This window comes from Streptomyces sp. NPDC037273 (genome assembly GCF_055603625.1).
This window is the reverse complement of the sequence record NZ_JBVJVO010000007.1, coordinates 401,735-412,884: the sequence shown is the minus strand read 5'-3', so window position 1 is coordinate 412,884 and position 11,150 is coordinate 401,735. Positions and strand designations below refer to the sequence as shown.

At 73.3% G+C, this 11,150-nt stretch carries 10 protein-coding genes; 6 read left to right on the top strand and 4 right to left on the bottom strand.

The genetic code is table 11. The annotated features are described in order from the left end of the window. Positions 1–129 precede the first annotated feature (129 nt). Positions 130–1,512, top strand: a complete 1,383-nt coding sequence (locus ACZ7G1_RS21475) for a PucR family transcriptional regulator (RefSeq protein WP_470881762.1) — start codon at positions 130–132, stop codon at positions 1,510–1,512. Between the two features lie 69 nt (positions 1,513–1,581). On the opposite strand, the gene ACZ7G1_RS21470 is transcribed toward ACZ7G1_RS21475, so the two are convergent. Beyond that, positions 1,582–2,838, bottom strand: a complete 1,257-nt coding sequence (locus ACZ7G1_RS21470; protein ID WP_470881761.1) for an IS701 family transposase — start codon at positions 2,836–2,838, stop codon at positions 1,582–1,584. Positions 2,839–3,231: 393 nt separating this feature from the next. Between ACZ7G1_RS21470 and crcB (ACZ7G1_RS21465) the strand changes: the two genes are divergently transcribed. Both crcB (ACZ7G1_RS21465) and crcB (ACZ7G1_RS21460) read left to right on the top strand, forming a co-directional pair. Beyond that, on the top strand, positions 3,232–3,642 hold the full coding sequence (crcB, locus tag ACZ7G1_RS21465; protein ID WP_470881760.1) for a fluoride efflux transporter CrcB: 411 nt from the start codon (positions 3,232–3,234) through the stop codon (positions 3,640–3,642). Continuing rightward, positions 3,639–3,995, top strand: a complete 357-nt coding sequence (gene crcB, locus ACZ7G1_RS21460; RefSeq protein ID WP_470881759.1) for a fluoride efflux transporter CrcB — start codon at positions 3,639–3,641, stop codon at positions 3,993–3,995. Before crcB (ACZ7G1_RS21465) ends, crcB (ACZ7G1_RS21460) begins: the two co-directional genes overlap by 4 nt. A gap of 7 nt (positions 3,996–4,002) precedes the next feature. Here the strand turns inward: crcB (ACZ7G1_RS21460) and pucL are convergent, their stop codons facing one another. Together pucL and ACZ7G1_RS21450 are read right to left on the bottom strand one after the other, a co-directional pair. Continuing rightward, entirely contained in the window at positions 4,003–4,920 is a 918-nt protein-coding gene (gene pucL, locus ACZ7G1_RS21455) for a factor-independent urate hydroxylase (RefSeq protein WP_470881758.1), read from the bottom strand. Between the two features lie 243 nt (positions 4,921–5,163). Continuing rightward, positions 5,164–6,312 (bottom strand): winged helix DNA-binding domain-containing protein, encoded by a 1,149-nt coding sequence (locus ACZ7G1_RS21450; RefSeq protein ID WP_470881757.1) that lies wholly within the window; start codon positions 6,310–6,312, stop codon positions 5,164–5,166. A gap of 131 nt (positions 6,313–6,443) precedes the next feature. Between ACZ7G1_RS21450 and ACZ7G1_RS21445 the strand changes: the two genes are divergently transcribed. The 3 genes from ACZ7G1_RS21445 to ACZ7G1_RS21435 all read left to right on the top strand — a co-directional run bounded on the left by ACZ7G1_RS21445 (position 6,444) and on the right by ACZ7G1_RS21435 (position 9,888). After that, positions 6,444–7,307: a hypothetical protein gene (locus ACZ7G1_RS21445; protein WP_470881756.1), complete on the top strand. Its 864-nt coding sequence runs from the start codon at positions 6,444–6,446 to the stop codon at positions 7,305–7,307. 161 nt (positions 7,308–7,468) lie between these two features. Next, a complete protein-coding gene (locus ACZ7G1_RS21440; protein WP_470881755.1) occupies positions 7,469–8,812 on the top strand; it encodes an esterase-like activity of phytase family protein in 1,344 nt (447 codons plus the stop codon). Between the two features lie 218 nt (positions 8,813–9,030). Further along, positions 9,031–9,888, top strand: a complete 858-nt coding sequence (locus ACZ7G1_RS21435; protein ID WP_470881753.1) for a helix-turn-helix domain-containing protein — start codon at positions 9,031–9,033, stop codon at positions 9,886–9,888. A 10-nt stretch (positions 9,889–9,898) separates the two neighbouring features. Here the strand turns inward: ACZ7G1_RS21435 and ACZ7G1_RS21430 are convergent, their stop codons facing one another. Then, entirely contained in the window at positions 9,899–11,131 is a 1,233-nt protein-coding gene (locus tag ACZ7G1_RS21430) for a ParB N-terminal domain-containing protein (protein ID WP_470881752.1), read from the bottom strand. Between the last annotated feature and the right edge of the window lie 19 nt (positions 11,132–11,150).

Genomic DNA, 11,150 nt, shown 5'->3' with positions numbered 1-11,150 from the left:
CCGCCTACCCTCTTCCTATCCGCCTCTGCCCCGACCCACCCCCCCCCCCTACCAGCACCCCCATCCCCCGATGCCCACTTAGGGCTCGGCCCCGCCCCCCCCCCCCCCCCCCCCCCCCCCCCCGACACCGTGATCGGCGCGCTGCACGGCGCCGACCGGCACGTCCGCGCGTACTCCACCGAGGAGGTCGGGCTGCTCGCCGCGCTCGCCGACCTCGCCGCGCTCGCCGTCGACAAGGCCGGGCTGCTCGACCGGACCCGGGCCGAGGTCTCCGAACTCGAACGCGACAGCTCCCGGGTCCGCACCAGCCTGACCCGCATGCGGCACGTCAGCGAGACCCACGGCCGCATCATGAACCTCGTCCTCTCCGGCGGCGACCTGTGCAACGTGGCCACGGCGGCCGCCGACGCGCTCGACGCGACCGTGACGATCCGCGACCCCGGCGGCCGCTGCCTCGCCACCGCCGGCGACGTCCCCGACCTCGACGAGGAGGCCGTCGCCAAGGCCTCCCTCGACGCGCACGCCCGCCGCCGGCCCGTCCTCGCCGCCGACGACACCTGGGTCGCCCCGGTCATCGCCGGCTCCGAGGACCTCGGCGGCCTCGTCGTCCGGGCCGCCAGCGGACTCACCGGCGAGGACGAGCGGCTCCTCGAACTCGCCGCCCAGGCCGTCGCCTTCCTCCTCCTCATGCGGCGCTCCACCGCCGTCGCCGAGGGCCCCGTCCGCGACGAACTCCTCGACGACCTCATCGCCGACCCGCCGCACGCGCCCCAGCAGATCGCCCAGCGGGCCCGCCGCCTCGGCGTCGACCTGCGCAAACCGCACGTCCTCGTGGTGGCACGGCCCGAGGGCGGCGAGCAGGGCCGGGCGGTCGTGTGGGCCTCCTCCTACGCGTACCGCCTCTCCGGCCTGAAGACCGTGCAGGGTGGCTGCATCGTGCTGCTGCTCCCCGGCATCGACGCCTCGGCCGCCGCCAAGGCCGTCGCCGCCGAACTGACCCCGCTGCTCGGCCACCCCGTCTCGGTCGCCGCCGCCGGACCCGGCTGGAGCCCGGACGGCGTGGGGCGCATGTACCAGGAGGCGGGCCGCTGCCTCGACGCCATGAGCGCCCTCGGCGGAACCGGTTCCGCGGCCTCCGTGCAGGACCTGGGCTTCCTGGGGCTGCTGCTCTCCGAGGACCACGACGTGGAGGGCTTCGTCGAGTCGGCGATCGGGCCGGTCCTCGACTACGACGCCGAGCGGTTCACCGACCTCACCCGCACCCTGGAGGCGTACTTCGCCTCCGGCGGCAGCCCCACGAACGCCGCCGAGGCGCTCCACGTCCACCCGAACACCGTCTCCCGCCGGCTGGAACGCATCGGCGAACTCCTGGGCCCCGAGTGGCAGAAGCCGGGCCAGGTCCTCGAAGTGCAGCTGGCCCTGCGCCTCCAGCGCACCCGCGAGGTCCTCGCCCAGGGCCGCGCCGCCGCCGACCCCGCCCGCCCGCAGGCCCCGCAGGACCGCACCGGCTGACCGCCTCCGACCGCCGCCCGGGCCCGTTGGGGCGGACCGGGGCGGCGGGCGCGGGCGGTGGGCGGAGGGCTAGGCCGTGCGTCCCGACGCGTAGCCGGCGTCGTAGGCGGCCTCCCAGCCGGTCGAGAGGACCGTCGCCGCGTGGGCCGCGGAGGCCAGCGTGATGTGCCGGTGCCAGCCGCGGAACGAACGGCCCACGAAGTCCCGCAGGCCCGCGCCCTCGCCGACCTCGATGAAGTCCCGCTCGACCCGGCGGGCCAGCTTCGTCAGCCGCAGCAGCGTGCCGACCGGCGAGCTGGTCAGATCGCTGATCCACACCCGGCTCACCGGGCGCCGCGGGTCGTCCCACTCGCCGAGCAGCACCAGCGGACGCATCCGCTCCCCGCCCGGCGTGGGCAGCGCCACCCGGACCGCCGTGGCGAGGGAGGTCCGCGAGGTCCGCGCGCCGGCCACGGTGTCCACCCAGCTGACCGGCCTGCGCAGGCCCTTGAGGGACTCCAGGATCTGCATCGCGGAGAGCGGACCCGCGCCGAAGCCCGGCAGCGAACGGTCGGCGATCGCGAGCCGCGCCCCCGGACCGATCCGGGCGACGACCGGCACTCCGGCCGCCGCCAGCCGGGTCAGGGCCGCCCGGCCCGCGCCGCCGCGGATGTCGAGCAGCACCGGCTTGCGGGTGACGTCGGACCAGCGGGCCGTGTCGAGCGCCGCGGCGACCGCGCACTCCTCCAGCGTCTCCTCGCCGGCCTCCTGGGGAACCTCCGCACGGTCGCGCCGCGTGCGGTCGTTCACCCAGGGGTCCGGCAGGAAGAGCCGCCAGTTGACCGGGACGCTCAGCTCGTCGCTGGCGAACCACACCCCGAAGGCCTGCTGGCCGTGGAAGACCTGGCCGCGCTCCGGGTCGAAGCGCCGGTCCACGCCCACCGAGTGCTCCCCGGCCTTCGGGATCGGCATCGGCCGCACCACCCAGGCCTGCGGGCAGCCGTTGCGCTCCAGGTAGCGGGCGAGCGAGGCCCGCATCGGCTGCCAGTCCCAGGTGGAGCTGGAGACGAAGTGGTGCAGGCTCTGCTCGGCCGCAGGGCCGCCGATCTGGGCGGCGATGTTCCGGATCGACTTGCGGCCCTGCGCGGTGAGCAGGCCGTGCAGGTACTGCTCGGCCTTCAGGCGCTGGTCGCGGCGCGGGAAGCCGGCGAAGAGCGTGCTGCACAGCTCGGCGTGGACGTCCCCGTTCGCGGCGGACGGGCCTGCGGACCGGACGACGCCGAGGGACGCTGCCGGAACAGCGGCCCCCGTGGTGGCCCTGCGCTTGATTGCGACGGATGTACTCACGACACTCCTGCCCGAAGGTTGCGCAGCTCCCTCCCGCTGCTCCACCACCGTCGCGCGTCACCACCCCCCGGCACGAGGTGTACCCGGCACCCGAATCGGCCGCCGGATGGTGGCCGGACCACCTACCCCGGGGTTCTCGCAGGTCGGAGCCGTCGCCGCGGCCGCTCCCGGGGCTCCGTGACGGTGTTCCGGAACCCTTTCCGGGGCCCCTCGGGTGTGGCGCGGGCACCCCTGGAGGGATCTGACAGACTCACAGGACCCGCTTTGACCGGTCGCAGCGCGTGGCCGGACCATCGCAGAGCGAGGCCGCACGGGCCGGAACCCGGTTAATGCCCCAGGCCTGGATCCGCGCCTGTGCGCCTCGCCTCCGAGGCCCCCCGATAACCTGTGGTCATGTCACCGTCCGGTCAGCCGCTCGTCGTCGGGGCGGTCGCGGTGGGCGGTGCCCTCGGCGCCGCCGCCCGCTACGGGGCGATGCTCCTCTGGCCGACACCGGCCCACGCCTTCCCCTGGACGACGTTCACCGTCAACATGGCGGGCTGCGCCGCGCTCGGCGTCCTCATGGTCCTCGCCACCGAGGCCCCCGCCGCCCCGCACCCGCTGCTCCGCCCCTTCCTCGGCACCGGCTTCTGCGGCGGGTTCACCACCTTCTCCACCTACACCCTCGACACCCAGCGGCTGCTCGCCGCCGGCGACCCGACGCGCGGACTGCTCTACCTGGGCGGGACCGCGGTCACCGCGCTCGCCGCCGTCTGGGCCGCGGTCACCGCGACCCGCGCCGTGCGGGCGAGGTGCCGGGGATGAACTGGCTCCTCGTCATGGCGGGCGCCGCGGTCGGCGCGCCGCTGCGCTACCTGACGGACCGGGCGGCCAGGGCCCGGTTCGGTCCCGGCTTCCCCTGGGGCACCTTCGTGGTGAACGTCGTCGGCTCGTTCGTCCTCGGGCTGCTCACCGGCGTCGCCTCGGCCCGGCTCGGCCTGCTGCTCGGCACCGGCCTCTGCGGGGCGCTGACCACGTACTCGACCTTCTCGTACGAGACGCTGAAGCTGTACGAGGACGGGGCGAAGCGGTACGCCGTCCTGAACGTGGCCGGCAGCCTGGCCGCCGGACTCGGAGCCGTATGGCTGGGAGTGGAGACGGCGGCCAGGCTCGGATGACCTACACCTAGGCGGTGATCCAGTCGCTGGTCGCGATCACCGGGCGGACGCCCTCGCGGTGGATCGTGCCCTCGATGAGGCCGTACATGCGGTCGGCGGCGAAGTACACCTCGTTGTCGTTCTTCAGGCCGAAGGGCTCCAGGTCCACCAGGAAGTGGTGCTTGTTCGGCAGGTTCAGGCGCACCTCGTTGACCGTGGGGACGTGGTCGAGGACCCGGTCGGCCATGGCGTGCAGGGTCTGCTGGAGCGAGTAGCTGTACGTCTCCGCGAACGCTTCGAGCAGATGGCGGCGGACCTTCGCGTAGGAGGCGTCCCAGTCGTGTTCCGCGTCGGCGGCCGCCGGGGCCGAGTTCGCCCAGCGGGCGGTGACCTTGGTGGCGAGGATGCGGTCGTACGCCTCCTGGAGCGTCGTGTACCGGTCCTTGATGAAGCCGTGGAACTCGGAGTTCGTCGAGTTCATCACCGTCAGCTCCTTGAGGCCCGAGAGGACCTGGAGACCGGTGGCCGCCGAGTAGGTGATCTGCGCGGTGCGGACCTCCTGGCCCTTGCGGACGAAGGAGTGCTGCTCCTTGCGCGTCGGGACGGAGACCCGCTCCCAGGCGTACTCCTCGATCCGGATCTGCGCCTCGTGGATGACCGGCTGCGAGGTCACGAAGTGCCGGGCGAGGAGGATGCCGAAGGCCTCGGGGGAGTCGACGCCGTGCTCCTTGGCGAAGGCGTAGACGGTGTTCTTGGTGGTGTCGGTCGGCAGGCAGTTGCCGTTGTCGCCGGTGAGGTGGACCTCGCGGTACTCGCCGCGCAGCGCCACCGACACGTTCAGGTCGCGGATCTCGTGCCACGCGCCGTCACTGCCCTTGCGGGTGACCGTGACGAGGCGGTTCTCGGCCTTGCCGTACTGGTTCTGGGCCAGGACGTGCTTGCTCATGTGCTGCTCAGCTCCTGCGGGTACGTGGATACGGATATCCCGTACGCCCGGCGTCCAGCCTCCCCCGTCGTCCCTGAGGGTCCGCTCCCCGCCGTCCGGCCCGTGAACGGCGGGCCGCCCCGGGACTGACGAGCATCCCGGTCCGTAGGTTTCGGTCGAAAGATATGTCCCCTTCCGGCCACTGGCAATGGGTCGTGCCGGGGGCCCGGCGCACGGCGCCCCCGGCTCGGGCCCGAACTCCCGTCAGGCTCCCGGCAGTACGCGGGTCTCGGCGGTGGGCAGGCCCTTGGCCCACCAGTGGTCGTAGCGGCGGTAGACGTGCGGGTCGCGGTCGGCCAGGAGCCGGCCGAGGGCGGCGGCCTCGGCGGCCAGGGCGTCCCAGACGGCGGCGGGCAGCGGGTGGAAGGCGGCGGCCTCGACGCCCTCGGGGACCGGGCGCCAGACACCGGCGACGTGACCGTCGACGAGGAGGGTGGGGAGGGCGTCGCCGTTCACCCGGATCACGTGCTTGCGGTAGTCGGGCGGGATGACCCGGCTGCGGTCCGCGTAGGCGAGCAGGACGCTGTCCCACATCGCCATGAGCCGGGGCGGGGCCGGGACGTCCTCGTCGGGCAGCACCGCCCCCGGCACGTCGTACAGCACCGTGCCGCCGGGCCCCTCGAACCGTTCCAGCTCCCCTTCGATCGCCTTGACCGCCTCCCGGACGAGACCTCGGGGGGCCAGCGTGAACTGGGCCATGTCGGGGACCGATGCGGGGCCGAAGCCCTCCAGGTAGCGGCGGATCAGGACGGCGAGGCCCGCGGCGGACGCCTCGGGGTCGGCGAGCGCGGGCAGCCGGCTCGCCGTCACGAAGGACTGGGCGGTGCCGAAGGACCACGGGAGGCCGGTCGGCGCGTGCCAGAGCGGGGCGTACTGCCGGATCATCCGCCAGACCACCGCCTCCACCGGCCCGCCGCGCTCCGCTTCGAGCCGGGCCCTCATCTCGGCACCGGACCTGGCCTCCTTGGCGTACGCGAGGAGGTCGGGGAGCAGGGCGTCGGCGTCGGCGGCCGTGAACCCGGCCTTCTTGAACCGGGGATCGTGCAGGCGCGAGCCCCGCAGCGTCGGCTCCACGCCCTCCCGGAAGGCCCGGTAGTCCTCGACGTGCACCAGGTGCAGGGTGAGCCGCATCAGCGTCGACCTGACCAGCTCGTGGCCGGCCACGGCCGCGTCGAGCTCCGCCGGGTCGAAGCCGGCGATCCGGTTCCACAGCGCCACGTACGGCGAGCCCGGCTGCTGCGCCTGGAGCGCCACCACCCGTCGCACGGCGTCCCCGACGCCGAGCCGCTCCCGGTCGAGGAGCAGCTGCCGGGAGAGGGTGGAGCGGTTGAGGGCGCGCGCGGTGATCACCATGGCCCGATTGTGCCGGGCGCCACCGACAGTCCCCCGGGAGAGCGTCGCGACCGGTGCCGGTCGCCGCCGGTTCACCGGCGCCACGCCCCGGGGTCACGCGGTTCTCACCCGGGCTCGTGAGGATCGGCCGCATGACCTTCGCCTCCAGGGCCTCGCGCCCGGCCGCCGCCTCCGCGGTCGCCCTCGCCGCCGCCGTCGCGTTCCTCGTCCCTTCCTCGCCGGCCCACGCCGCCGCCAACGCCGTGCCGAGCTACGAGGTGAAGATCAACCTCACGGCGGCGGCGCTGGACTCCGCGAACGCCCCGAGCGCGGCGGTGAAGTCGGCCTTCGGCATCACCGGCTCGGCCAAGGCCCGCTCGTACAGCTACTACGACACCGACCCCAAGGCGCTGGACGCGCAGGGGTGGAGCGTGCGGCTGCGCCACAAGAGCGGCTCCTCGTTCGAGGAGACGTACAAGAAGCGCTTCCCCGTCACGAACGGCGACATCACCGCGGCCCTGAACGCGGCCAACGCGGCCGGCTTCGACAGCGGCGACACCAACTACAAGGCCGAGGTCGACTGGGGCTACGCCAAGCAGACCCTCAGCTTCAGCAACGAGAAGAGCCACAGCGCGAGCGGCTACTCCGGCACCGCGATGCCGACGAGCACCACCGGCCGCGGCTGGCTCGTCAACGACGTCCCCGGCAAGCTGGCCGACTGGAGCGCCACCGGCTGGGGCACGACCACGCTCCAGGCCTCCCGCGCGCACGGGCCCGTCACCTCGAAGGTGTACGGCGGTGCCTGGGGCGCCTCCGACGACGCGAGCATCGAGGTGCTGCCGGTCGTCGGAGCGGGCGGGACCGGTACGGAGTACGTCATCGAGCTGTCGTTCAAGACGAGCTCCGCCGCCGACGCCGCCGACCTCCACACGGACGCGATCGCCGTCGCCGAGGCCAACGGGTGGCTGTACCACGGCGACATCCTGAAGACGCAGCTCATCCTCGACCGCTACTAGGGCCGTCAGGTCCCCGTGGGCCCGCGCGTGGTCCTTCCGGCCACGCGCGTTCACCCAGGGCTTGCCGTGGTGTCGGTGACGCGTCGCCGGGAGTTGTGCGAAGGACTGGACCATGGGGCCGCCCTCACCGGCGACTTTCCATGTGTTCCTAGGGAGTTCTGATGAATCCGCGCCTCCTGCGCCGGCCCGCCGCCGTGGTCCTGCCGTTCTCCGCCGCGCTCGCGCTCTCGGTGGTCGTGGGGACGGCCGACGCGACGCCGGCGCACCACCACGACGGTGCCGGCGCCCGGGTCGTCTCCACGGCGACGCTGCCCGACATCCCGCTCGCCGCCTTCAGCAACGCGCTGGTGCCCGGCAGCGTCGCCGACGACCGCGGGGTCGACCTCGGCGGCATCGGCAGCGACCTCTACCCGGCCGAACGGCCCGGCGAGTACTGGACGGTGACCGACCGCGGCCCGAACGGGCAGATAGCCGTCGGCAAGGACAAGCGGCGCACCTTCCCGGTCCCCGGCTTCGACCCGGCCATCGTCAAGGTGCGGGCGGAGGGCGGCCGGATCCGGGTGCTCACGTCCATCCCGCTCACGACGGCTTCGGGCGCGCCCGTCACCGGGCTGCCGAACCAGGCCGGCCGCGACGAGGCCCCGTACACGTACGACGCCTCGACCCCGCTGACGTACGACCCGAACGGTCTCGACACCGAGGGGCTCGTGCGCGACCGGGACGGCAGCTTCTGGCTCGTCGACGAGTACGGGCCCTCGCTCGTGCACGTCTCCGCCAAGGGCCGGGTGCTCGCCCGCCACGTGCCCCGGGGACTGAACCTGACCGGCGCCGACTACCCGGTGATCGAGTCGCTGCCGGAGATCTACCTCCAGCGGAAGACCAACCGCGGCTTCGAGGGCCTGGCCCTGCTGCCCAACGGCGATCTGGTGATGGCGCTGCAGAGCCCGCTGCTCAACCCCGACAAGGTCTCCGGCGAGAACTCCCGCACCACCCGGCTGCTCCGCTTCTCGCCCCGGAAGAACCGCGTCACGGCTGAGTACGCCTACCGCTTCGACGCCGTCGGCGACGTCGAGCCCGGCCAGACCAAGACCTCCGAGCTGAAGATCTCCGCGCTCGTCGCGCTCGGCGGCGACCGCCTCCTCGTCCAGGAGCGCACCGACAAGGCCGCCCGCGTGTACCGGGTGCGCCTCGGCAAGGGCCCCGGCATCCTCGGCTCCGGCTGGGACACCGCCGCCGCCCCGACCCTGGAGCAGCTCGACGACGAGGGCGCGGCCGCCGTCCCGGTCCTCGCCAAGCGACTGGTCGTCGACCTGAACACGGTCGAGGGCGTGCCCGGCAAGATCGAGGGGATCGCCCTGGAGGGCTCCTCCACCCTCGTCCTGCTCAACGACAACGACTTCGGCATGACCGACGGCCCCGCCGCCTTCGACGCGGCCGGCCGTCTCGTCGACAGCGGCGTGGAGACCACGCTCGTACGGGTCAGGCTGGACCGCCCGGTGCGCTGACCGCCCGCCCTCGCGGCGTCCCCGTGCCCCGGCCGAGAACGGCCGGGGCACGGGTGTTTTCGCGGAATCGACAGGCCCCCTCGCCAGCCAACAGGAAGGGGCGGGTCCGCCGCAAATCCGGTGAACAAATCGCGACCGGTCCTCAAGTATTTCCCGAGCCGAGCGCGATATCCGAGGGTCACACTGCTGCGTGGGTCGACACGTAGTGAGGTGCGCATATGGATACAGCAGTAGAAAGGGCGATCGAGTGCATCCGGGAGCGTTACGGCGAACCGCTGACCCTCACGGAGATCGCCGAGAGCGCTCTGCTCAGCCGTTTCTATTTCACACGGCTGTTCAAAGAGGAGACCGGGCTCACCCCCGGCAGATTCCTGGCCGCGATCCGTATCTACCAGGCGAAGAAACTCATCGAGACCACCTCGATGAGCATCACCGACATCTCCTACGCGGTCGGATACAACAGCCTGGGTTCCTTCACCAATTCCTTCACGGCCAGCGTCGGCGTCTCGCCCAGCCGGTTCCGCAGGCTGACCCGGGACGGCGGTGACGCGCTGCCCGGCCCCGAGCCGGCGGCGTGGACGGGCTTCGGGACGATCGCGGGCACCATCAGCCTGCCCACCGGGCACGGCAACGCGCGGGTGTTCCTCGGCGCGTTCGGCACGCCGATCGTCCAGCACCCCTCGGTCGCCTCGGGCGTCATCGACGTGCCCAGCGGCCGGCCGTCCTGCTACTCGCTGAAGAACGTCCCCGAGGGCAGCTGGTACCTGCTCGCGGTGGCGGTCGCCGACGGCCTCGGGTCCGACCCCGCCGCCGGGCGCACCCCGCTCGTCGGGGACGGGCCGAAGACCGTGGACGTCCTCGCCGACACCGTCACCAGCGCGGCCGTACGGCTCCGCCCGGCGCGGCCGGCCGACCCGCCGGTCCTCCTCGCGCTGCCGGAGCTCGAACCCCCGGCCGACGTCGTCCCCCACCCGGGGTGCGCCTCCGTCAACCCGCCGCAGGACAGCGGCGGACGGCGCCAGGCCGCGGGCCACCTGAGGGTGGCTTCCGCGGCACCGGCGCCGACGGCGTCCTGAGTGCGAGGGCTCAAGGCACCATGTCCTGCTTGGTCTTCAGCTGCTCGGCGAGGAGGCTCCACTCCCTGCTGATGCGCTCGGCGATCGGCGCGATGACACCGAGCCAGTGCGGCGGGACGGCGTCGACGAGCTCGCGCCAGTCCTCGTCCGGGTCGGTGGCGTGCAGCTGCATCCAGCGGAGGAACTCCCGGCCGCCCGCGTTGTACCGGATGGCGGGGTCGGTGGCCATCTTGGCCGCCACCGTCGCCCAGGCGGGCGGCGCCTCCGTGTGGTTCCTGCGGGTGGCCGGCGCGGAGTCGGGGTGCGGCGCCATCCGCAGCGGGCCGCGGGCGGTACCGCACGCCGCCGGGCCCGCGGGCCGTACCGCCTCGCCCGGATGCCGCACCGGCTGCCGCACCACCGGCATCGACTGCACGGCGGGGACCGCCTGCACGGGCCGCACGGACTGCACCGACCGCACGGGCTGCACCGGCTCGGAACGGGGCGCGGACGACTGGCGCCCGTCCCGCTCGGGGCTGTCGCCGCGGCGCAGCCGGGCGCTCACGTCGTGGACCGTGCCGAGCGACACGTCCGTCTCCCGCGCCACCTGACGCAGCGGCGCGTTCGGATGGGCGGTGATGTACTCGGCGGCCCGCCGCCGGCCCTCGCCCGCGTCCACCGGACGCCGCCGGCCGTCCCGCCCGATGCGCTTGCCGTCCAGCGGCGCCGCGTCCGAACTCCGGTCGCGCAGCGACGCGATCGTCTTGGCGCTCAGCCCGGTGATGCCGGCGATGGCCCGGTCGGACCAGTCGGGGTGCGAACTGAGGACGCGCTGGGCGCCCGAGACCCGGTCGGCCTTCGACAGCGGAAGTCCGTGCGAGCCGTTCGCCTTCATGGCGATGACGAGCGCCTCGGAATTGGAACAGTCGAGGAAGCGGGCCTTGATGCTGACATCGCCCCGCAGCCTGGCGGCCTCAAGGCGGTGCAGACCGTCGATGATGCGGTAGCCGTCCATCTGGACCAGAATGGGCGGCAGTTCCGCCGACCCCGCCGCGTCGACGAGAAGCTGGATGTGGGCGGCGTCCGTACCGCTCTGGCGCAGGGAGACGCCGGGCGACAGCGCGCTGACGGGGACGTCGCGTGCCGGCAGTTTCTCGAAGTTCTTGAGATCGAATTCGCTGCGGGTCGCTGCTTCGGCGCTCTCCGTTCTGACGGGGCTGAATGCATTCGTGATCAAGACGGCTTGCCCACTGCTCTGAGCCATTCCCTTCACTTCCTTTCTG

Coding starts and splice junctions, on each gene's coding strand:
- crcB (WP_470881760.1), top strand. CDS start 3,232: ATGTCACCGTCCGGTCAGCCGCTCGTCGTCGGGGCGGTCGCGGTGGGC.
- ACZ7G1_RS21435 (WP_470881753.1), top strand. CDS start 9,031: ATGGATACAGCAGTAGAAAGGGCGATCGAGTGCATCCGGGAGCGTTAC.
- ACZ7G1_RS21430 (WP_470881752.1), bottom strand. CDS start 11,131: ATGGCTCAGAGCAGTGGGCAAGCCGTCTTGATCACGAATGCATTCAGC.
- ACZ7G1_RS21450 (WP_470881757.1), bottom strand. CDS start 6,312: ATGGTGATCACCGCGCGCGCCCTCAACCGCTCCACCCTCTCCCGGCAG.
- ACZ7G1_RS21445 (WP_470881756.1), top strand. CDS start 6,444: ATGACCTTCGCCTCCAGGGCCTCGCGCCCGGCCGCCGCCTCCGCGGTC.
- crcB (WP_470881759.1), top strand. CDS start 3,639: ATGAACTGGCTCCTCGTCATGGCGGGCGCCGCGGTCGGCGCGCCGCTG.
- pucL (WP_470881758.1), bottom strand. CDS start 4,920: ATGAGCAAGCACGTCCTGGCCCAGAACCAGTACGGCAAGGCCGAGAAC.
- ACZ7G1_RS21440 (WP_470881755.1), top strand. CDS start 7,469: ATGAATCCGCGCCTCCTGCGCCGGCCCGCCGCCGTGGTCCTGCCGTTC.